21 protein-coding genes and 1 riboswitch are annotated in these 21,624 nt (G+C 60.2%); of the genes, 14 read left to right on the forward strand and 7 right to left on the reverse strand.

The window, feature by feature from the left end; translation table 11 throughout:
- Positions 1-27: 27 nt before the first annotated feature.
- A complete protein-coding gene (locus ACZZ0A_RS05000; protein WP_463542590.1) occupies positions 28-756 on the forward strand; it encodes a dienelactone hydrolase family protein in 729 nt (242 codons plus the stop codon).
- 246 nt (positions 757-1,002) lie between these two features.
- On the opposite strand, the gene ACZZ0A_RS05005 is transcribed toward ACZZ0A_RS05000, so the two are convergent.
- On the reverse strand, positions 1,003-1,869 hold the full coding sequence (locus ACZZ0A_RS05005; RefSeq protein WP_095114121.1) for a pirin family protein: 867 nt from the start codon (positions 1,867-1,869) through the stop codon (positions 1,003-1,005).
- A 61-nt stretch (positions 1,870-1,930) separates the two neighbouring features.
- Positions 1,931-2,347: an OsmC family protein gene (locus ACZZ0A_RS05010; protein WP_007919858.1), complete on the reverse strand. Its 417-nt coding sequence runs from the start codon at positions 2,345-2,347 to the stop codon at positions 1,931-1,933.
- Between the two features lie 128 nt (positions 2,348-2,475).
- Between ACZZ0A_RS05010 and ACZZ0A_RS05015 the strand changes: the two genes are divergently transcribed.
- Positions 2,476-3,531, forward strand: coding sequence for an amidohydrolase family protein (locus ACZZ0A_RS05015; RefSeq protein ID WP_463542591.1), 1,056 nt, complete (start codon positions 2,476-2,478; stop codon positions 3,529-3,531).
- Between the two features lie 130 nt (positions 3,532-3,661).
- Positions 3,662-5,287: a methyl-accepting chemotaxis protein gene (locus ACZZ0A_RS05020; RefSeq protein ID WP_095114119.1), complete on the forward strand. Its 1,626-nt coding sequence runs from the start codon at positions 3,662-3,664 to the stop codon at positions 5,285-5,287.
- A gap of 286 nt (positions 5,288-5,573) precedes the next feature.
- Here the strand turns inward: ACZZ0A_RS05020 and ACZZ0A_RS05025 are convergent, their stop codons facing one another.
- Genes ACZZ0A_RS05025 through purM form a run of 3 tightly spaced genes read right to left on the reverse strand, consistent with a single transcriptional unit; the run spans position 5,574 to position 8,004 of the window.
- Entirely contained in the window at positions 5,574-6,287 is a 714-nt protein-coding gene (locus ACZZ0A_RS05025) for a DUF3108 domain-containing protein (protein ID WP_095114118.1), read from the reverse strand.
- 8 nt (positions 6,288-6,295) lie between these two features.
- Complete coding sequence (purN, locus tag ACZZ0A_RS05030; protein ID WP_007919841.1) at positions 6,296-6,946, reverse strand: phosphoribosylglycinamide formyltransferase; 651 nt, start codon at positions 6,944-6,946, stop codon at positions 6,296-6,298.
- A complete protein-coding gene (gene purM / locus ACZZ0A_RS05035) occupies positions 6,946-8,004 on the reverse strand; it encodes a phosphoribosylformylglycinamidine cyclo-ligase (protein ID WP_007919839.1) in 1,059 nt (352 codons plus the stop codon). The genes purN and purM overlap by 1 nt, the downstream gene beginning before the upstream one ends.
- Positions 8,005-8,377: 373 nt before the next feature.
- Between purM and ACZZ0A_RS05040 the strand changes: the two genes are divergently transcribed.
- From ACZZ0A_RS05040 to ACZZ0A_RS05060, 5 genes are all read left to right on the forward strand, one after another.
- The gene (locus ACZZ0A_RS05040) at positions 8,378-9,436 is read left to right on the forward strand and encodes a DUF2066 domain-containing protein (protein ID WP_463542592.1); all 1,059 of its coding nucleotides are present in this window, start codon (positions 8,378-8,380) and stop codon (positions 9,434-9,436) included.
- A 34-nt stretch (positions 9,437-9,470) separates the two neighbouring features.
- A complete protein-coding gene (locus ACZZ0A_RS05045) occupies positions 9,471-10,544 on the forward strand; it encodes an AI-2E family transporter (RefSeq protein ID WP_463542593.1) in 1,074 nt (357 codons plus the stop codon).
- A gap of 207 nt (positions 10,545-10,751) precedes the next feature.
- On the forward strand, positions 10,752-11,456 hold the full coding sequence (gene hda / locus ACZZ0A_RS05050; protein WP_007919828.1) for a DnaA regulatory inactivator Hda: 705 nt from the start codon (positions 10,752-10,754) through the stop codon (positions 11,454-11,456).
- Positions 11,457-11,670: 214 nt separating this feature from the next.
- Complete coding sequence (locus tag ACZZ0A_RS05055) at positions 11,671-12,288, forward strand: C40 family peptidase (protein WP_007919826.1); 618 nt, start codon at positions 11,671-11,673, stop codon at positions 12,286-12,288.
- Between the two features lie 219 nt (positions 12,289-12,507).
- The gene (locus ACZZ0A_RS05060) at positions 12,508-13,044 is read left to right on the forward strand and encodes a C40 family peptidase (RefSeq protein ID WP_007919825.1); all 537 of its coding nucleotides are present in this window, start codon (positions 12,508-12,510) and stop codon (positions 13,042-13,044) included.
- A gap of 132 nt (positions 13,045-13,176) precedes the next feature.
- On the opposite strand, the gene ACZZ0A_RS05065 is transcribed toward ACZZ0A_RS05060, so the two are convergent.
- Both ACZZ0A_RS05065 and ACZZ0A_RS05070 read right to left on the reverse strand, forming a co-directional pair.
- Positions 13,177-14,490 (reverse strand): PQQ-dependent sugar dehydrogenase, encoded by a 1,314-nt coding sequence (locus tag ACZZ0A_RS05065; protein WP_007919824.1) that lies wholly within the window; start codon positions 14,488-14,490, stop codon positions 13,177-13,179.
- Between the two features lie 66 nt (positions 14,491-14,556).
- Positions 14,557-15,141 (reverse strand): hypothetical protein, encoded by a 585-nt coding sequence (locus tag ACZZ0A_RS05070; RefSeq protein ID WP_095114116.1) that lies wholly within the window; start codon positions 15,139-15,141, stop codon positions 14,557-14,559.
- A gap of 163 nt (positions 15,142-15,304) precedes the next feature.
- A riboswitch (cobalamin riboswitch) is annotated at positions 15,305-15,535 on the forward strand.
- An 82-nt stretch (positions 15,536-15,617) separates the two neighbouring features.
- On the opposite strand from ACZZ0A_RS05070, the gene cobO reads away from it, so the two are divergent.
- Genes cobO through ACZZ0A_RS05100 form a run of 6 tightly spaced genes read left to right on the forward strand, consistent with a single transcriptional unit; the run spans position 15,618 to position 21,611 of the window.
- Positions 15,618-16,229, forward strand: coding sequence for a cob(I)yrinic acid a,c-diamide adenosyltransferase (cobO, locus tag ACZZ0A_RS05075; RefSeq protein ID WP_463542594.1), 612 nt, complete (start codon positions 15,618-15,620; stop codon positions 16,227-16,229).
- The gene (locus ACZZ0A_RS05080; RefSeq protein WP_463542595.1) at positions 16,226-17,626 is read left to right on the forward strand and encodes a cobyrinate a,c-diamide synthase; all 1,401 of its coding nucleotides are present in this window, start codon (positions 16,226-16,228) and stop codon (positions 17,624-17,626) included. The genes cobO and ACZZ0A_RS05080 overlap by 4 nt, the downstream gene beginning before the upstream one ends.
- Complete coding sequence (gene bluB / locus ACZZ0A_RS05085) at positions 17,623-18,273, forward strand: 5,6-dimethylbenzimidazole synthase (protein WP_123374669.1); 651 nt, start codon at positions 17,623-17,625, stop codon at positions 18,271-18,273. Before ACZZ0A_RS05080 ends, bluB begins: the two co-directional genes overlap by 4 nt.
- Positions 18,270-19,178, forward strand: a complete 909-nt coding sequence (gene cbiB, locus ACZZ0A_RS05090) for an adenosylcobinamide-phosphate synthase CbiB (protein WP_463542596.1) — start codon at positions 18,270-18,272, stop codon at positions 19,176-19,178. Before bluB ends, cbiB begins: the two co-directional genes overlap by 4 nt.
- Complete coding sequence (cobD, locus tag ACZZ0A_RS05095; protein WP_007919813.1) at positions 19,171-20,163, forward strand: threonine-phosphate decarboxylase CobD; 993 nt, start codon at positions 19,171-19,173, stop codon at positions 20,161-20,163. Before cbiB ends, cobD begins: the two co-directional genes overlap by 8 nt.
- A complete protein-coding gene (locus tag ACZZ0A_RS05100) occupies positions 20,160-21,611 on the forward strand; it encodes a cobyric acid synthase (protein ID WP_463542597.1) in 1,452 nt (483 codons plus the stop codon). Before cobD ends, ACZZ0A_RS05100 begins: the two co-directional genes overlap by 4 nt.
- Positions 21,612-21,624 lie beyond the last annotated feature (13 nt).

Here is a 21,624-nt window from a genome sequence, read left to right on the forward strand (position 1 = left end):
TGGTGTTTAACCAATCAGGAGTCAGAAATGAGCCAAGTCACTGTACGTTCCGTGGTCTATCAGATCGACGGCCAGCCTTATGAAGGTCGTTTGGCATTCGACGCCGAGCACAACGGCGCGCTTCCGGGTTTGTTGATGGCGCCGAACTGGATGGGCGTCAGCGCCGCTGCAGAAGAAATCGCCAAATCGGTCGCGGCCAAGGGCTACGTGGTGTTGATTGCGGATGTCTACGGTCAGGCGGTGCGTCCGCAAAACGCTGATCAGGCTGGCTCGGCGATGATGCCGTTGAAGGATGATCGCGCGCTGCTGCGCAAACGTATGCAAGCGGCGTTCGAGCAATTGCAGAAGCAGGGCGAAGCAGCGGTCGATACGTCGAAACTGGCGGTGTTCGGTTTCTGCTTTGGCGGTTGCTGTGCGCTGGATCTGGCGCGCACTGGCGCGGCGGTGAAGGCTGCGGTGTCGTTCCACGGTACGCTGGATTCGCCGAATCCTGCCGATGCGCAGAATATCAAGGGTTCGGTATTGGTGATGCACGGTGCTTCTGACCCGTTGGTGCCGAAAGAACAGTTGCCGGCGTTTGAAGACGAGATGAACGCGGCGAAAGTGGACTGGCAACTGCTGAGCTACGGCGGTGCGGTGCACTCCTTTACCGATCCGCATGCCAATGTGCCGGGCAAGATGATGTACGACGCGAAGACCGCCAAGCGTGCGTTCAAGTCGATGCATGATTTGCTGGATGAAGTGTTCAAGGGCTAAAAGCCTGAAAAGCAAAAGCCCCTCACCCTAACCCTCTCCCAAAGGGAGAGGGGACTGATTGGGGGATATTTCAGAGGTCCGCCGACCTGAAAATGCTTATGTGAATCCGAAATCGTCTGCTGTGTTTAGCTGAACCTATAATCGACGCTATATATCAGGTCGATGGATGACTTAACACACCTCGGTCGGCTCCCTCACCCTCCGGGCGGTCCGACGTTTCGGGAGGGCTGGGGTGAGGGTGGCTTTTCAGCGCGGCAACTCGATCCGCTCAACTTCCCCTGGCACCGTCGGCCAGTCCCCGGTCGCCCACTTGCGCCGCGCTTCATCGATCGCCGCCGGATCGCTCGCCACAAAATTCCAGTTGATCCGCCGAGGCCCGTCCAGCGGCGCGCCGCCAAACACCACGGCGTGAACATCACTCTCGGCAAACAGACTCATCTCTTCCCCGGCCGGCAATACCGCCAGCGCATGCGGTTCAAGCGCTTCACCGTTCAGTTGCGCATCCCCACTCAGCACATAAACCGCCCGCTCTTCATGCTCGGTCGGAATCAGCAACGTGGTCGCCGTTTGCATCTGCACTTCCGCATACAACGTAGGAGAAAGCACCGGCACCGGCGATTCCAGGCAAAAGCCTGACCCGGCAATCATCCGGATCTGTACACCGAGGTTATCGCTGACCGGCAACGTCGCTGCCGGGTGATGGCTGTAATGCCCCGGGCCTTGCTCGTGATCCTTGGGCGACGCCAGCCAGATCTGCAAACCGTGCATGGTGAAGCTTTTGTCCCACAACGGCTCAGGCGTGCGTTCAACGTGAGCAATCGCGCTACCGGCAGTCATCCAGCTGACATCGCCAGCGCTGACCACCTGATCCGAGCCAAGGCTGTCCTTGTGCTGGATCTGTCCTTCGAACAGATACGTGAGCGTCGACAGACCAATGTGCGGGTGCTGTCGGATGTTCATGCCTTTGCCCGTCGGATAAACCGTCTCGAGCATGTGATCAAAAAACACGAAAGGCCCGACGCTGCGGCATTTGGCTGACGGCAGCGGGCGCAGAATCGGCTGGCCTTCGACGTCTTCGGCGCGCGGGCGGATGATCAGAGGTTGCGTGTCCATGGTGCATTCCAGGCTGAGCGGGTGATGCCAGAAGCATAACCCGCCGCTGGCATGAGGAGGATTACTGGCTGTCGAAGCCTTGCGGGGCGTGGGTTTCGATGCTGACGTCGGTTGTGGTCATCAGTTTATGGATCGGGCAGCGGTCGGCGACGCGCAGCAGTTCCTCACGCTGGGCATCGGTGAGTACGCCTTTGAGGGTGAGGGTGACGTGCAGGACGTATTTGCCTTTTTGTTCTTCGCTGTTGTCGCGTTTGACGTCGACCCCGACGCCGGTCAGCGGAATGTCTTTCTTCTTCGCGTACATCTTCAGGGTCAGCGCTTTGCAGGCGCCGAGGGCGGCATCGAAATAGTCGTGCGGCTCAGGCGCCGAGCCTTCGCCGCCGGCGGATTTCGGCACGTCGGCAAACAGTTCGTGGTCATCAATCTGTACGGTGTGACGAAAACCTTCAGCGGAGACGGTATTGACGGTAACGGTCATGGGAACCTCACTGGCAGTAGGAAAAGTCGTTCGATCAAAAAAGACCTTGCAGTTATAGAGCATTCCCACTGGCACGCGTTCCACTTTCCTGCGGGATGAACCCTTGTCGTCAGGGCGGGGTCTAGGCTATGCCTACTTGCCGGAGATTACTTGTGTCCCTGTATCGTTTGAGTCTTGCCTGTCTTCTGCTGCTTGCCGGCAACGTCAGCGCCCGCGAATACACCTACAGCGATGCGCACCTGCATTACGTGGATTTTTTCCAGGAAAGCGCAGGCATGGCGAAACTGCTGACGGCGATGAAGAACGGTTCCGTCGAGCATGTGATGATTTCTGGCATTCCGGTGGCGAAAAAATGGCATGAGGACGAACCCAAGCGTCCGCGCTACTACGCTGGCGATGACGCTGATGCCTATTGGTACAGTGCGACCGACGTGATTGTCGCCGACGCCGTGCAAAAGCTGAGCGCCGAGCAGCGGCCGTACTTTCATCCGTTTCTGTCGGGCTTCAACCCCAACGACAAGAACTCTGCCGCACACATCCAGCGCATGCTCGATCTGTATCCGGGGCTGTGGCAGGGCATCGGCGAGGTGTTCACCCGGCATGACGACCTCACGGCGCTGACGTCCGGCGACACGCCGCGGGCCAACAACGAGGCGATGACCAAGATCTATCATCTCGCCGCCGAGAACGATCTGCCGGTGATGCTGCATTCCAATATCACCTCCAAGCGTGAGAAGAATCCGCTGTATCTGAAGGAAGTCGAAGAGCCGCTGCGTAATCACCCACACACGCGATTTATCTGGGCACACGCAGGCACCAGTGCTGAAATTCATCGGCATCAGACACAGTTGCCGTTTTTGCTGCCGACCCTGACGCGCATGCTCGAGGCTTACCCCAATTTGTTCATTGATTTGTCGTGGAGCATGCTCACGCCGTATCTGCTGGACGAGCAGGGCAAGCCGCGCCCGGAATGGCTGGCGCTGGTCGAGAAGTACCCGGACCGCTTCATGCTTGGCTCGGACGTGGTAGGGCGTTTCAACAAGCTCGGTGAGGAAATGCATAGCTTCAAGCCGTTCCTTGATGCCTTGCCCGAGGACGTTGCGAAAAAAGTCGCTCGGGATAATTTCCTGGCGATCTTGCCGCGAACGGTGCTCAAGTCCGGCAAAACCGCGCTGAATCGTTAATGCCCACGGTTCGGAGTATTAAGGCCTTTTGATATCACGTTTTGGTCTTACGCAAATTTTCGCCGGGCCGATACCTTCTAAAGCAACCAGCTGCAGGGTTGATGCAGCGCTTTTGGAAGGAACCAGAGCAATGAGTATCCGTAGTCTCAATATTGCCCCGCGCGCCGGCCTCGGTTTTGGGCTGTTGGCGCTGATGGTGTTTGCCCTCGGGGCGTTCGCTTTGCTGCAAATGTCGAACATGCGCGCCCAATCTGACGAGGTCGATAACAATTGGCTGCCCAGCGTCATGGCGGTCGGTGAGATGAGTCAGGACATGCTGCGCCTGCGCGCATTGACCATGCGCCTGTTGCTCAATCGCGATCCGCAGGCGCTGGAGCAGAATGTCGTCAAACTCAATGAGCTGCGTGGGGTGCTGAGTGAGGCTCAGCAGCGTTACGACGTGCTGATCGTGCTGCCCGAAGAGCGCAAGCTGTTTGATCGCTTCAAGGTTGCCGAGCATCAGTACCTGGAGTTTCAGGCGCAGGTCATGCAGTTATCTGCGCAGAATCGCGTGGAAGAAGCCGCGACCATTCTCAACGGCCAGATGAGTCCGCTGGCCGACGAAATCGCGGTGCTGCTGCGCGAGCTGGTCGAACTGAATAAACACAATGCCAATCTCGCCACTGAAGCGGCGCGACTGGTGTTTATCAATTCGCGGGTGTGGGTCGGGGTGATGATCGGCGTGACCGCGCTGATCACCATCGGCCTCGCCCTGCTGCTGACGCGCAGCATTGTGCTGCCGCTGGCGCAGTCGTTGGGTGTCGCCGAGGTGGTGGCGGGTGGGGACCTGACCGGTGATATCAGCATCAGCGGCAAGGACGAACCAGCGCGACTGCTTCATGCGCTCAAGAGCATGCAGCACAACCTGCGCGACACTATCCGGCAAATATCCGAGTCTTCCAGCCAATTGGCCTCGGCCTCGGAAGAGCTGAGCTGCGTCACGGAAGACGCCACGCGCGGGCTGCATCAGCAGAGTCTGGAAATCGAGCAGGCCGCTACTGCGGTCAATCAGATGACCGCTGCGGTGGAGGAGGTGGCCAGCAATGCGGTGGCCACCTCGCAAGCTTCGCGTGAGTCCGATCGCATTGCTCAGCATGGCCGTGAACAAGTGCGCCAAACCGTTTCGTCGATAGAGTTGCTCGCCGAAGACGTGACCAACAATGCGTCGCAGGTCGAAGATCTGGCGCAGAAGGTTCATGGCATCAGCAAAGTATTGGATGTGATTCGTTCGATTGCCGAACAAACCAATCTGCTCGCGTTGAACGCTGCGATCGAGGCTGCACGGGCCGGTGATGCCGGGCGCGGGTTTGCCGTGGTGGCGGATGAGGTGCGGGCCTTGGCGCATCGCACCCAGCAGTCGACGCAAGAGATTGAACAGATGATTGGCGGCATTCAGCAGGGCACTGATTCAGCGGTCGGTTCGATGCAGCAAAGCAATGTGCGGGCGCGTTCGACGCTGGAATTGGCCAAGGCTGCCGGGACTGCACTTGAAGAGATCGCCTCGGCATTCACACTGATCAACGAGCGTAATCTGGTGATCGCCAGTGCCTCGGAAGAGCAGGCAGCGGTGGCGCGGGAGGTGGATCGCAATCTGATGAACATTCGTGATCTGGCGATGCAGACCTCGGCGGGGGCTAATCAGACGAGTGCGGCGAGTCAGGAGCTGTCGCGGTTGGCGGTGGATCTGAACAGCATGGTGGCGAAGTTTTCGGTTTGAGGTTCGCCTTCAAAAGCCCCTCACCCTAACCCTCCCGAAACGTCGGACCGCCCAGAGGGAGAGGGGACTGACCGTGGAGGATTAGCGAGTTACGCCGACCTGATCTTGCTTTGGGGAATCCATAATCGATTCGACTTTACAGGTCGATGCATGGCGCCAGACATCTCGGTCAGCTCCCTCTCCCTCGGGAGAGGGCTGGGGTGAGGGGCGAGCCAGGTACAAATCTCCAATCCAGCACGCAAAAAAAAGCCCCGCATTTCGCGGGGCTCTTTGATGTAGCGGCGGATCAGCTGCCTTTAACGGTTTTGCCGTTGACCGTGCCGTCCTGGAGCATGATGTTGTACTCCTTGCCGTCGGTTTCAACCTGTTGCAGGCGAACCAGCAGGTAATCCCAATCCTTGGCGAACCACAGGACGGTGATGCGCTTGCTTTGTGTCGGGTCGCGTACGCGCTCGACCTTGATTGCATCGATCTGACCAGCCTTGGTCTCGACTTTTTCCGAACCCAGCACGCGGAAGTCATAGGTATCGACTTCGCCGTCATCGACCACTTGATAGCTCATGGTCTTCTTGCCGGCAGCGACATCATGCTGCAGCGCCAGTTGATAGGTGGACTTGTCGACCATGCCACGGTTCAGTGGGATTTTCACCGCGTCGCCACGGTCGGTGCCAGTGACCATTTTGCTGTTCCAGTCAAAATCCAGATCAGCCTTTTTCGCTTTGCCCAGGCCGCCACGTTCGAAGTGGTAGGACTGCGGCAGCAGGGTGTCCTTGTCCAGGGTCAGGGTGCTTTCTTCAGTCAGGCTGGCGATCATCATCGAGGCCTTGAAGCTGAGCTTCCAGACGCCGTTGGCTTCCTTGACCAGACTGCGCTCGGCGGTGCCGCTCATGGGCAGTTGCTTCCAGTCGGCGGTGTAGCTGGCGGAGAACGGTTGAAGTTCGGCTGCCTGCGCGAAGGGCAGGGCGAGCAGAGCGCAAGCGAAGAGCAGGGCGCGACGCATAATATCTCCTAGTTTCGAATCAAGTGGCCGCTGGCCGCGAGTAACTGGCCATCCAGTAAAGCACCGTGTTCACCGAGTGCCAGCCTGCCTTCGGCAAACCAGCGTACTGCCATCGGGTAGATCAGGTGTTCCTGAACGTGTACTCGCTGCGCGAGACTCTGCGGCGTATCGTGCAACTCTACCGGTAATACTGCCTGTACGACCAGTGGTCCGCCATCGAGTTCCTCGGTGACGAAGTGCACGGAGCAGCCGTGCTCCGTGTCGCCGGCTTCCAGCGCGCGCTGATGAGTGTGTAACCCTTTGTATTTGGGTAGCAGCGACGGGTGGATGTTGAGCAGGCGCCCCTGGTAGTGGCGAACGAAATCAGCGCTGAGAATGCGCATGAAACCGGCCAGCACCACGAGTTTCGGTTGGAATTCGTCGATCAGTTCGATCAGAGCAGCATCGAAGGCCTCGCGGCCTTCAAATGCCTTGTGATCCAGCGAGCGGGTGGCGATACCCGCGTCACTGGCGCGTTGCAGGCCGTAGGCGTCGGCGCGATTGGAAATCACTGCAGCGATGCGGACCGGGCTGTCGCCGGTCCGCGTGCTGTCGATCAAAGCCTGCAAGTTACTGCCGGTGCCGGACAACAGCACCACGACATCACAGGTTGCGGACATTAATGAGCCTTAAGGTTCTGCAGATCAACCTGGGCAGCGCCTTCGGCAGCGGCAGCGATCTGACCGATGACCCAAGGCTGTTCGCCGGCGTCACGCAGGGTGTTCAGGGCAACTTCTACGTGTTCCTGAGCCACGCAGATAACCATGCCAACGCCGCAGTTCAGCACGCGGTGCATCTCGGTTTCGTCAACATTGCCTTTTTCTTGCAGCCAGTCGAACACTGCCGGGCGAGTCCAGCTAGCCACGTCAACCACCGCCTGAGCGCCTTTTGGCAGAACGCGCGGGATGTTGTCGAGCAGGCCACCACCGGTGATGTGGGCCATGGCTTTGACGGCGCCGGTGTCTTTGATCAGCTTGAGCAGCGGCTTCACGTAGATGCGGGTCGGGGCCATCAGCAGGTCGGTCAGCGGTTTGCCGTCAAGCTGGATGTTTTCGATGTCGGCGCCGGAGACTTCGATGATCTTGCGGATCAGCGAGTAGCCGTTGGAGTGCGGGCCGGAGGATGGCAGCGCGATCAGGGCGTCACCGGTGGCGACTTTCGAGCCGTCGATGATTTCCGATTTTTCCACGACGCCGACGCAGAAACCGGCCAGGTCGTAGTCTTCGCCTTCGTACATGCCAGGCATTTCAGCGGTTTCGCCGCCAACCAGCGAGCAACCCGACAGTTCGCAGCCAGCGCCGATGCCGGTGACCACCTGGGCAGCGGTGTCGACATTCAGCTTGCCGGTGGCGTAGTAGTCGAGGAAGAACAGTGGCTCAGCGCCGCAAACCACGAGGTCGTTGACGCACATGGCAACCAGGTCGATACCGATGCTGTCGTGCTTGTTCAGGTTCAGCGCCAGACGCAGTTTGGTGCCGACGCCGTCGGTACCGGAAACCAGTACGGGCTGCTTGTAGCCGGCCGGGATTTCGCAGAGGGCGCCGAAACCGCCCAGGCCGCCCATGACTTCCGGGCGCGCAGTGCGCTTGGCGACGCTCTTGATGCGTTCGACCAATGCTTCACCGGCGTCGATGTCTACACCGGCGTCCTTGTAGCTCAGGGAGGGTTGCTTGCTCATGATCCAGGCCTTTAGGGGAGGGGATTCAGGGGTAACGACCGAGTTCAGCGGGAACTTCGAAATCGACGGGGCGATGGCCTCACGCGAGTTTCGAGGTGCCCGGCTGTTGCCGGTCTGCGAAGGCGCGCGATTTTATCAGGCTTGAGGGGCAGCGGCCATCCTCGCACCGACGGGCAGGGCCATATCTCGGGAAATTTTTTGCAATTAAGGCCTGCGGGTGCCTGTATAAGGTGTGGCGATTAACCGTCTATCGTTATCACTGTGCAAAAACTTACCGCTGTCGTGTGAATGTTTGGTGCTGGCAGATTGTCACAGCCTTGCTCAACCGATTCACGCGGCCTGTTCCAGCCGCTCCTGTCGACGGGAATTTTCCATGCGTTTTTGTAAATTGTTGTTTGTGGGTTGCTTGTCGCTGATCAGCCTGGCGAGTCACGCCGAAAACCTCAAAGGCCTCTATCAAGTACGTGAGCCGGTCAATGGCCAGGCACCGGAAGAGCGTGATCGCGCCACGCAGGCGGCGCTCGACACGTTGGTCTTGCGTTTGACTGGTGATCCGAAGGCTGCGCAAAACCCGGGGCTGGCGGCGATTCGCAAGGATCCGCAGCAGATCATCAGTCAATTCGGTTTTGATGCCGGGCCGCCGGAGGTGCTGAAAGTCGATTTCGATCCGGCGACCACCGAGCAGGCGCTGCGGCGTGCCGGGTTGTCGGTGTGGGGTGCGAGTCGCCCGTCGATTCTGAGCTGGTGGCTCAACGATTCGGCTGAGGGTTCCAGTCTGGTCGGTGATGGTCAGGCCGCTGCGGCGCCGTTGCGTACGGCAGCTCAACATCGCGGCTTGCCATTGCGTTTGCCGCTGGCGGACTTGAGTGAGCAATTGGTTGCCACGGCGCCAGCGCTGGAAGGCACCGATCCGGCGCCGTTGCGCGGCGCGTCCGAACGCTACAACGCTGATGCCTTGCTCGCGGTGCATGCCCGTGAAGAGGGCGGGCAGTGGCAGGCCAAGTGGCACTTGTGGCTGGGCGATCAGAAAGAGGCGGGCAGTGTGCAGGGCGCCGATCAGGCTGCGGTCGCTGACGCGGTGATGCTGGCGGTGGCTGAGCGGCTGGCGCCTCGGTTTGTTGCCAAGCCGGGCGCTTCGGGGCAGCAGACTCTGGAAGTGCAGGGGATGAATCTTGAACACTACGCGGCGCTGTTGCGGTTACTCGAGCCGTTTGGCGTGCGTCTGCAAAGTGTTGATGGCGATCGCATCGTCTATCGGGTCAACGGCAGTGCAGATCAAATGCGCGCGCAATTGTCGCTGGCGAAGTTGCAGGAGTTGCCGGCTGAAGCCCCGGTGCCGGTCGCAGTACCACAACCTGCGGTTGCGGGCGCAGCACCTGTCGTGGCTCCGGCCCCGGCACCAGCAGCACCTTCGTTGCGGTTTCGCTGGTAAGTCTTTCCTTATATAGAAGCTACAGGAGTGGTACATGGCCGATACGCGGCGTTGGTTCTGGCTCGGTGGGGTAATCCTGCTTTGCGCGTTTGTATGGTTGCTGCACCCGATCCTCACGCCGTTTCTGGTGGCGCTGCTGCTGGCTTATCTGTTCGATCCGCTGGTGGATCGCCTGGAAAGACTCGGGCTGTCGCGTACGTGGGGGGTAATCGCGGTATTTGCCTTGTTCACCCTGATCGTCACCGCGCTGTTACTGGTGCTGGTGCCGATGCTCGCCAAGCAGTTGCTGCGGTTATACGAACTGGCGCCGCAAATGCTCGACTGGCTGCAACACACGGCGTTGCCGTGGGCGCAGGCGAAGCTGGGTCTGTCGGATGGTTTCTGGAAGTTCGACAAGGTCAAAGCGGCGATCAGCGAACACATGGGCCAGACCACCGACATCGTCAGTGTGGTGCTCAGTCAGGCGACCGCGTCGAGTCTGGCGCTGATTGGCTGGCTGGCGAATCTGGTGCTGATTCCGGTGGTGAGTTTCTACCTGCTGCGTGACTGGGACGTGATGATGGCCAAGATCCGCAGTCTGCTGCCGCGCGATCGGGAGGAGACTATCGTATCGCTGGCCGATGAATGTCATGAGGTGCTGGGCGCGTTTGTTCGCGGGCAGTTGTTGGTGATGGTGGCGCTGGGCGTGATTTACGCGGCGGGCCTGATGATTATCGGGCTGGAGCTGGGGCTGTTGATCGGTCTGATCGCGGGCCTGGCGGCGATCGTGCCGTACATGGGCTTTGTGATCGGTATTGGCGCGGCGTTGATTGCCGGTTTGTTCCAGTTCGGTGGCGATCTGTACCCGATGGTCGGGATCGTCGCGGTGTTCATGGTCGGTCAGGCGCTGGAAGGCATGGTGCTGACCCCGCTGCTGGTGGGCGATCGCATCGGTCTGCATCCGGTGGCGGTGATCTTCGCGATTCTGGCCGGTGGCGAGCTGTTCGGTTTTACCGGTGTGCTGCTGGCGTTGCCGGTGGCGGCGGTGATCATGGTGCTGGTGCGCCATGTGCACGACTTGTACAAGGATTCCGACATCTATAGTGGTGTTGACGATCCGCAGTTGTAATGGCGCAGGGGCGGCCCGGCAAATCGCCGGGTTGGCCCGTGTCCTGCAGGCGCTGGCGCCAAGGAATCTGTCATAAAACCGGTGCGTTAACGCAAACCTTTGATTTTGCTTGGACTCTGTCGCATTGTGCGCTCAGCTTCACGGGTATAAACTTCGCAAACTTTACACAGAGGCCACTAACGGTTCCTTGAGAACTGTTCAGTCAGCATGAAACCGATTCAGCTGCCCCTAGGTGTGCGTCTGCGTGACGACGCCACCTTCATCAACTACTACCCAGGCGCCAATGCCGCTGCACTCGGCTATGTCGAGCGTCTATGCGAAGCCGACGCCGGCTGGACAGAAAGCCTGATCTACCTGTGGGGCAAACACGGCGTAGGGCGTACGCATCTGTTGCAGGCAGCGTGTCTGCGTTTTGAGCAAATGGGCGAGCCGGCGGTGTACTTGCCGTTGGCCGAGTTGATGGATCGCGGCGTCGAAATCCTCGACAACCTTGAGCAGTACGAACTGGTTTGCCTGGACGACTTGCAGGTGATTGCCGGCAAGGCTGACTGGGAAGAGGCGATGTTTCATCTGTTCAACCGTCTGCGTGACAGCGGTCGGCGTCTGCTGATCGCCGCGTCAACCTCTCCGCGTGAACTGCCGGTCAAACTGGCTGACTTGAAATCGCGCCTGACTCTGGCGTTGATTTTCCAGATGCGCCCGCTCTCCGATGAAGACAAATTGCGCGCCTTGCAGTTGCGCGCATCGCGTCGCGGTCTGCACCTGACCGATGAAGTCGGGCATTTTATTTTGACGCGCGGCACCCGCAGCATGAGTGCGCTGTTCGACTTGCTTGAGCAGCTCGATCAGGCCTCGTTGCAGGCTCAACGCAAGCTGACCATTCCCTTCCTGAAAGAAACCCTAGGCTGGTAACGGCGCGGCTTTCAGCGTGTTTCGGCATAATTCAGGCGCCAGAAAATCCGCTTTCCTGCAAGCTGTGCAGGCCGCGTCTCGGTTCAAATGGGCTTAAGCGCTTAGATGTAAACGAGAAACCGAGAAGTCACAAAAAGATCGATTGAATTTGCAAATGAGGCTGATAGCGGGCATAGTCTCGGCTTCTTTACAACTATCAGCCACGGTCGTGCCCATGCTAAAGCGCTTCGCACCCCTCGTGCCTCTCGCACTCGTCACCCTGTTGTACGGTTGCGCTGCTCATTCTCCAGTTCAAGAGCAGCCTCAACAGGTTAAAAATTCTGCCACGGCCCAATCTTCCGTTATTTATCAGGAAGAGCTGGACACCGAAAAAGAACTCAACGAATTCAATGGCAAGAAGCCTTATCAGCTTCCTGTTCTGGCCGACAGCATCCTCGAACGCGGCATGTCCCTGATCGGTACCCGTTACCGTTTCGGCGGTACCTCTGAAGCCGGTTTCGATTGCAGCGGTTTCATCGGCTACCTGTTCCGCGAAGAAGCCGGCATGAACCTGCCACGCTCGACCCGCGAAATGATCAACGTTGATGCGCCGCTGGTCTCGCGCAGCAACCTTGAGCCGGGCGATCTGCTGTTCTTCGCCACCAACGGTCGTCGCGGTCGTGTCAGTCACGCCGGGATCTACCTCGGTGACAACCAGTTCATCCACTCCAGCAGTCGTCGCAGCGGCGGTGTTCGCATCGACAGCCTGGGTGACAGCTACTGGAGCAAGACCTTCATCGAAGCGAAACGCGCTCTGGCCAACGCTCCAACTGTAGTCACTGCTCGCAAGTAATCCCTTGTTGTCGCTGCGTTCGCGGCGACAATCAGGCTTGCGGTAACGGAGTAGACTTAGACTTTACAAGGTGAAGTTAAAGTCTTACTTGAAGTTTGCCGCGTAGCCGCTAGAATCCTGTATCTATATTGATGGCAAACCGCCTGCGTGCTCACGCAGGCGGTTTTGTTTTCTGTCCATCGGCAGAAAAAGCCGCAGCCAGATCAGGATGTTCTGCTTATGACGATGTCGGCCCGCCTCACTTTGATCTTCTTCGCAGCGCTGCTCAGCGCCTGCGCCAGTCGCACACCGCCTCCTGCGCCGGTGGTTCGCGCACCGGTCGTGTTCGGCCCCTCCCAAGCTTTTTCGCCTGCTGCTGAAGACGTGCTGTTTCGCGCGCTCGGTCTGGTCGGCACGCCCTATCGTTGGGGCGGCAACACGCCGGATTCAGGGTTTGATTGCAGCGGGCTGATCGGTTTTGTCTACCGTGATGCGGCGGGCATCTCTTTGCCGCGTTCGACGCGTGAGCTGATCGTCATGCAGGCACCGAATGTCGGCAAAGAAGGCTTGCAGACTGGCGATCTGATCTTCTTCGCCACCAATGGCGGCTCGCAGGTCAGTCATGCGGGGATTTACGTCGGGGAAGGGCGCTTCGTGCATGCGCCGGCCACGGGCGGCACGGTGAAGCTGGACAGCCTGTCGAAGGCGTACTGGCAGAAAGCTTATCTGAGTGCCAAGCGGGTGTTGCAGCCGGAGCATCTGGCGCATAACCCGTAATTCAAGCAGCCCACAATCCCATGTAGGAGTGAGCCTGCTCGCGATAGCGGTCGTTCAGTCAATGATGATGTCGACTGATACGAAGTTATCGCGAGCAGGCTCACTCCTACAGTTGTTTGTGCATGGCGAAAATTATTTGCTGGCCGACACTCGCCACACCTTGTTGCCGACATCATCCGCCACCAGCAAGCCACCTTGCTGATCGATCACCACGCCCACCGGGCGACCGAGTGCATTCTCGTCCTTGTCGAGGAAACCGGTCAGCACATCCACCGGTTTGCCACTCGGCTTGCCACCGGTAAACGGCACGAAAATCACTTTGTAGCCACTGTGCGGTTTACGGTTCCATGAACCATGCTGGCCGATGAACGCGCCTTCCTTGAACTGCGCCGGCAGCGTGTTGCCCTCGGCGAAGCTCAGACCCAGTGAGGCGGTGTGCGGGCCGACTGCGTAATCCGGGGCGATGGCTTTGGCCACCAGGTCCGGATTTTGCGGCGACACACGCACATCGACATGCTGGCCGTAGTAGCTGAACGGCCAGCCATAAAAACCACCGTCCTTCACGGAAGTGATGTAGTCCGGCACCAGATCACTGCCGATCTCGTCGCGTTCGTTGACCGCTGTCCACAGCGCGCCACTGACAGGCTCCCAGGCCAGGCCATTGGGGTTGCGGATGCCCGAGGCAAAGATGCGGTGATTGCCGGTCGCCCGATCGACTTCCCAGATCGCCGCGCGGCCTTCTTCTTTATCCAGACCATTTTCGCCGACATTACTGTTCGAGCCGACCGTGACGTACAGTTTGCTGCCGTCCTTGCTGGCGATGACGTTTTTGGTCCAGTGGTGATTCAGCGTGCCGCCGGGCAGATCGACGACCTTGATCGGCTGCGATTTGATCTCGGTCGCGCCGGGTTCGTAGTTGAAACGCAGCAGGCGATCGGTATCGGCGACGTACAGGTCATTGCCAACCAGGGTCATGCCGAACGGCGAGTTGAGGTTTTGCAGAAACACCGTGCGGGTCTCGGCGACGCCATCGTGATCGGCGTCACGCAGCAGGGTGATGCGGTTTGGGCTTGGCACGCCAGCGCCAGCCTTGCCCATGACCTTCTTCATCACCCAGCCGCGAATCCCGCTGCTGTCATCCGGTTTCGGTGGGGCATTGGTTTCCGCTACCAACACATCGCCATTGGGCAGCACATAGAGCCAGCGCGGATGATCGAGGCCTTCGGCGAATGCCGCGACCTGGGTGCCAGCCGCCGCTGTCGGTTTGCCGCCGTCGGGCCAGCCGATCGCCGGGGCGATATTCACCGTCGGGATCAGGGTCTTGTTCGGTTCGGGCAGCTTCGGTGACGGGCCGGTGCCGTCGGAGACTTGCAGGCTGGAGGTTTCACCGCAGGCGGCGAGTCCTCCGGCGAAGGCGATGACAAAAACGAGCTGGGGCTTGCGCATTGCTGATCTTCCCTATGAATGCATTCCTAATCATAGAGGAGGGCGCAAGCCCGATGGTTCAACTGCTCAACCGCGCGCTTCCTTGAACAGCACGGCGATGCCCGGGTGATAATTGCCGGCTTCGCTGCGTAACTTGCGGTAGGCGTAGGGGAAATACCAGGCGACCGCGCAAGTGTGTTCCTTTTGCAGGTCGTCGACCATGTCCTGCAGCTCTTCGGGGCTGGCGCTGTGCTGGGCTTTTTGCGGCGCGACAAACAGGCAGCCGAGCTTGAGGTCGCTGGCGTAGCTGATGCGTTTGGCGTCGTTGGTGATGTCCAGCAGGGCTTGGGTCAGATTGAGGTTGGTAACCTTTGGCCAGCGCTGGGTGGCCTGGATAAAGGCGCGGTCTTCGGCGCCGGCCAGAAACAGATCAGCGCGGGCATTGCGCTCGCCTTCTTCATTCTGCTTGCGCGTGGCAGTGCCGTTCAAAGTCACCAGCTCAGCCATCCAGGCTGCGGCCGAGAGCAATCCGAGATTGGCTTTCTCGTCATGCCAGTAAGGGGTGTCGCTGTCGCCGCGCACGGCGTTGTAACGGTCGATACAGTCAAACCAGCGTTCAAGCACCGGGCGCAGGAATTCCAGGCGCGGGTTGCTGATGATCATGCCTTGCATCGTCATCATCCTTTATTGTTGTAGTGGGCTTTTCGGTAAAAGCATGGCTCTTTGATATCATTTGTATCAGTGTGGCACAAGATTGGCGTCAGATAATTGATCGGCGGCAGTTATTCGCCCGATGACCGCCTCTTTAATTGACGCTCCACCCCCAACCCTCTAACCTTCGCGGCTTGTTTCAGGTGCTCTGTGACCTGCGTCGACAGAGTGAAACAGGGAAGCCGGTGAGGGTTGTCTTCAAGCGAAGAACCACCACGATCCCGGCGCTGCCCCCGCAACGGTAAATGAGTGAAAACTGCGCCTTGAGCCACTGCCTCGAAAGAAGCGGGAAGGCGCGCAGTCAGGCGAAACGCCGCTCATGAGCCCGGAGACCGGCCTGATCCATCCAGCGGCATCACGGTGGGCGATGCCAGGCTTTTTGCCGTCTATTCTTGTGCCTGCCCGCCGTTATCCAGCCTCAACGGAGAGCTCCCCCCATGACCGATTCCCCCGAGCGCGACGAACGCCATCTGGCGCGTATGCAGCGCAAAAAAGCCGTGATCGACGAACGCATCGCCAACTCGCCTGACGAGTGCGGGCTGGTGCTGGTGCTGACCGGCAATGGCAAAGGCAAAAGCAGCTCGGCGTTCGGCATGCTCGCCCGCGCCATGGGCCACGGCATGCAGTGCGGCGTGGTGCAGTTCATCAAGGGCCGCAACAGCACCGGCGAAGAGCTGTTTTTTCGCCGCTTCCCTGAGCAAGTGCGCTTTCATGTGATGGGCGAGGGCTTCACCTGGGAAACCCAGGATCGTCAGCGCGACATCGCCGCCGCCGAAGCCGCGTGGGCCGTGTCCCGCGAACTGCTGCGCGATCCGTCGATCGGTCTGGTGGTGCTCGACGAACTCAACATCGCCCTCAAACATGGTTACCTCGATCTCGATCTGGTGCTCAGCGATTTGCAGGCGCGTCCGCCGATGCAGCATGTGATCGTCACCGGTCGCGCGGCCAAGCCGGAAATGATCGAAATGGGCGACACTGTGACTGAAATGGGCATGCTCAAACACGCCTTCCAGGCTGGCATCAAAGCGCAGAAAGGCGTCGAACTTTGAATCAGCCACGTCACTGCCCGGCGGTGCTCATCGCCGCGCCGGCTTCCGGTCAGGGCAAGACCACCGTCACCGCCGCACTGGCCCGTTTGCATCGCAATCAGGGGCGCAAGGTGCGCGTGTTCAAATGCGGCCCGGACTTTCTCGATCCGATGATTCTCGAACGCGCCAGCGGTGCGCCGGTGTATCAACTGGACATGTGGATGGTCGGCGAGCAGGAAAGTCGTCGTCTGTTGTGGGAAGCCGCCAATGAGGCGGATCTGATTCTGATCGAAGGCGTGATGGGCCTGTTCGATGGCACGCCGTCCAGCGCCGATCTGGCGCGGCACTTCGGCGTGCCGGTGCTCGGCGTGATCGACGGCACGGCCATGGCGCAAACCTTTGGTGCGCTGGCGCTGGGCTTGGCGAAGTATCAGCCGGACCTGCCGTTTGCCGGTGTACTGGCTAATCGCGTCGGCACCTTGCGGCATGCGCAATTGCTCGAAGGCAGCCTCACGGAAGGTTTGCGTTGGTATGGCGCGTTGTCCCGTGAGACCGGTATCGAACTGCCGAGTCGTCATCTCGGCCTGGTGCAGGCCAGCGAACTGAATGACCTCGATGTGCGTCTCGATGCCGCCGCCGATGCATTGGCCAGCAGTTGCGAGGTAGCGCTGCCACCGGCCGTGGAATTCGCCGCGCCTGATGTGATCGCTGTAGAGCCGCTGCTGAAGAATGTGAGAATCGCCGTTGCCCGTGATGAGGCGTTTGCCTTCACCTACGGCGCGAGTCTCGATCTGTTGCGGGCGATGGGCGCCGAGTTGAGTTTCTTCTCGCCGATCCGCGACACGCAATTGCCTGAGGCGGACAGCCTGTATTTGCCCGGTGGGTATCCGGAATTGCACCACGTTGCGTTGTCGCAGAACACCGCGATGCTGGAGGCGATTCGTGCGCATCACGCAGCGGGCAAACCGTTGCTCGCCGAATGTGGCGGGATGCTGTATTTGCTGGATTCTTTGACTGACGTTGAAGGCTCTCGCGCTGAGTTGGTTGGGCTGCTGAAGGGCGACGCGGTGATGCAGAAGCGTCTGGCTGCACTGGCGCTGCAAGCAGTGGATTTGCCGGAAGGATCGTTGCGTGGGCACACTTATCATCATTCGTTGACGACGACTGAGCTGACGCCGATTGCGCGTGGCTTGAGTCCGAATGGCGGACGCGGTGCTGAGGCGGTTTATCGTGAGGGGCGGATGACGGCCTCTTATGTGCACTTCTACTTCCCGTCGAGTCCCGCGGCTATCGCAGCATTGTTTGCACCCGACCTCCATGCCGCCATCGCTGGCAAGCCAGCTCCCACAGTGGGCGGTGAGCTTCCTGAAGAAATGCAATCCCCTGTGGGAGCTGGCTTGCCAGCGATGGGGCCATGACAGACAACGCATTTTCCGAAGCCGAACGCCAAGCGGTCTACAAAGCCATCGCCGAACGCCGCGACATGCGCCACTTCACCGGCGGCACCGTCGAGCCGGAATTGCTGCGCCGACTACTGGAAGCCGCCCACCAGGCCCCGAGCGTCGGCCTCATGCAGCCGTGGCGTTTCATCCGCATCAGCGATAGAACCTTGCGTGGCCAGATCCAGAACCTCGTGGAAGAAGAACGCATCCGCACCGCAGAAGCCCTCGGCGAGCGCAGTGACGAGTTCATGAAACTCAAGGTCGAAGGCATCCATGACTGCGCCGAAGTGCTGGTCGCCGCGCTGATGGACGATCGCGAAAAACACATCTTCGGTCGCCGCACGCTGCCGGAAATGGACATGGCCTCGCTGTCCTGCGCGATTCAGAATCTGTGGCTGGCCTCGCGCGTCGAAGGTCTGGGCATGGGCTGGGTTTCGCTGTTCGAGCCGCAGGCACTGGCGGATTTGCTGAAATTGCCCGCAGGCGCCAAACCTCTCGCCGTTTTGTGTCTGGGCCCGGTCAAGGAATTCTATCCGGCGCCGATGCTGGTACTCGAAGGGTGGGCGCAGGCGCGGCCGCTCAATGAGTTGCTGTATGAAAATTATTGGGGAGTGAGTCAATGAGTGTGGCGTTGTTGAGTGTCGCCGCGGTCGCGCTGGATGCGCTGCTCGGTGAACCGAAACGCTGGCATCCGCTGGTGGCGTTCGGCAATTTCGCCGGGCGCATCGAACAACGTTTCAACGCCGGTGGTCGTGGCTGGCGCAGTCATGGCGTCACAGCGTGGGTGATCGCGGTGCTGCCGCTGACCTTGCTCGCCACCGCATTGTCCTGGGCGCCGTACGTGGGCTGGGTTGTCGAGATTCTTGCATTGTATTGCGCCCTCGGCATGCGCAGCCTCGGCGAGCATGTCGCGCCGGTGGCCGCTGCTTTGCGCGCAGATGATCTGGACGAGGCGCGCAAACGCGTGGGCTATCTGGTCAGCCGCCAGACCGATGAACTCGACAGCACCGCCGTCGCCCGCGCCGCCACCGAGTCGGTGCTGGAAAACGGCAGCGATGCGGTGTTTGCCGCGCTGTTCTGGTTTGTCGTGGCGGGTGCGCCGGGCGTGGTCCTCTATCGCTTGAGCAACACGCTCGATGCGATGTGGGGTTATCGCAACGAACGCTTCGAGCGCTTTGGTTGGGCTGCGGCGAAAATCGACGACGTGTTGAACTACATTCCTGCGCGTCTGGTGGCGTTGACCTACGCGCTGCTCGGCAAAACCCGACTTGCGTTGAAGTGCTGGCGTACACAGGCGCCGAAGTGGGACAGCCCCAACGCTGGCCCGGTGATGGCGGCCGGCGCCGGTGCGCTGGGCGTGGAATTGGGTGGGCCGGCGATTTACCACGGCGAACTTCACGACCGTCCGCAACTGGGTGAAGGCGTTCCCGCCGATGCAGATTCCATCGACCGTGGCTGGCAATTGGTTCAGCGCGGGGTATGGTTATGGCTGCTGATTCTCTGCGTGGGGGCTGAATTCTATGCTTGAGCACGGTGGCCGGCTGCGCAAGGCTGCACTCGATTACGGCATCGCTGAAGCTGACTGGCTCGACCTGTCCAGCGGTCTGGCGCCGTGGCCGTTTCCGATCCCGGAGATCCCGCTGCGCGCCTGGGCACGCTTGCCGGAAACCGATGACGGTCTGGAGCAAGCTGCGTGTGATTACTACGGTGCTGCGCAAGTGCTGCCGGTGGCGGGTTCGCAGATGGCCATCCAGTTGTTGCCGCGTTTGCGTCGTGCCGGCAAGGTCGGTGTGTTGTCGCCGTGTTATGCCGAGCATGCCGAAGCCTGGCGCCGCAGCGGTTACATCGTGCGCGAAGTGCTGGAGCAGGAAGTCGAGTTCTTTCTCGACAGCCTCGACGTGCTGGTGGTGGTCAACCCGAACAATCCGACCGGCCTGAGCCTGACCCCGGCACGCCTGCTTGACTGGCATGCGCGGCTTGCCCGGCGTGGCGGCTGGCTGGTGGTCGATGAAGCCTTTATGGACAACACGCCGCAACTGAGCCTGGCACCGCATGCCCATCAAGTCGGGCTGATTGTGTTGCGTTCGTTCGGCAAGTTTTTCGGTCTGGCCGGGGTGCGTCTGGGCTTTGTGCTGGCCGAGCGCAAGTTGCTCAAGCTGCTCGCCGAACAGGTCGGGCCTTGGGCGGTGAGCGGACCGACGCGGGTGCTTGGTCAAGCGTGTCTGCAAGACACCGAAGGGCACACACGCCAACGGATTCGCAGCGATGAAGCCAGTGAACGACTGGCAGCGCTGCTTGAACGCTACGGCTTCAAGCCGCAGGGCGGTTGCGCGCTGTTCCAGTGGCTGATCACCGAACACGCCGAGGCGTTGCACGCGTTCATGGCCCGTCGCGGCATCCTCCTGCGCATCTTTACTCACAACAGCAGTTTGCGTTTTGGCCTGCCTGCCGACGCGGCTGAAGAGGCGCGTCTGGAACACGCTTTAATCGCTTTCGCCAAGGATCACGCATGACCACCCTGATGGTGCAAGGCACCACCTCCGATGCCGGTAAAAGCACACTGGTGACGGCGCTGTGCCGCTGGGCGACGCGTCAAGGCGTGGCGGTCGTACCGTTCAAGCCGCAGAACATGGCGCTCAACAGTGCTGTGACCGCCGACGGCGGTGAGATCGGTCGCGCGCAAGCGGTGCAGGCGCAAGCGGCATTCCTCGATCCGCACACCGACATGAACCCGGTACTGCTCAAGCCCAACAGCGACACCGGCGCGCAAGTGATCATCCACGGTCGCGCGGTGACGTCGATGAACGCCGTGGCGTATCACGATTACAAAGCCATCGCGATGAAAGCGGTGCTCGCGTCCCACGAGCGGCTCAGCGCTGCGTATCCGCTGGTGATGGTCGAAGGCGCGGGTTCGCCGGCGGAGATCAATCTGCGCGCCGGTGACATCGCCAACATGGGCTTTGCCGAGGCGGTGGATTGCCCGGTGCTGCTGATTGCCGACATCAATCGCGGCGGGGTTTTCGCGCATCTGGTCGGCACCCTGGAATTGCTCTCGCCGAGCGAACAGGCGCGGGTCAAGGGCTTCATCATCAACCGTTTTCGCGGTGACATCGCCTTGCTGCAACCGGGTCTCGACTGGCTCGAGCAACGCACCGGCAAACCGGTGGTGGGCGTGTTGCCTTATGTGATGGATCTGCACCTTGAGGCCGAGGACGGCATTGATCAACGCCAGACCGACAAGGCCGAACAAGTGCTGAAAGTGGTGGTGCCGGTGCTGCCGCGCATCAGCAATCACACTGACTTCGATCCACTGCGTCTGCATCCCCAGGTCGATCTGCAATTTGTCGGGCCAGGGCAGGCGATTCCGGCGGCTGACCTGATCATTCTGCCGGGCTCGAAAAGCGTGCGCAGCGATCTGGCCTACCTGCGCGCCAGTGGCTGGGATGCGGCGATCTCTCGGCACTTGCGTTACGGCGGCAAGGTGCTGGGGATTTGCGGCGGTCTGCAGATGCTTGGCGAGCAGGTGCATGACCCACTCGGCCTCGAAGGCGCGCCGGGCACGAGTGCCGGTTTGGGCTTGTTGGCGTTGGAAACCACGCTTGAGGCCGAGAAGCAGTTGCGCAATGTGCGCGGACGATTGGTGCTGGAAGATGCCGACGTCAGCGGCTATGAAATTCATGCCGGCGTGACCAGCGGACCGGCGTTGGAAAACGCTGCGGTGCATCTGGATGACGGCCGTTGCGACGGTGCGCAGAGTGCTGACGGGCAAGTGTTCGGCACCTACTTGCATGGCTTGTTCGAATCGCCGACGGCGAGTGGGGCGTTGCTGCGCTGGGCCGGGTTGAGCGATGTGCAGGCGGTGGATTATCACGGCTTGCGCGAACGCGATATCGAGCGGCTGGCGGATCTGGTGGAGAAGCATCTGGATACCGAGTTGTTGCGACAGCTCTGTGGGATTTGAGGTGAATTTAATG

The sequence above is a fragment of the Pseudomonas sp. AC242 genome (assembly GCF_979258655.1).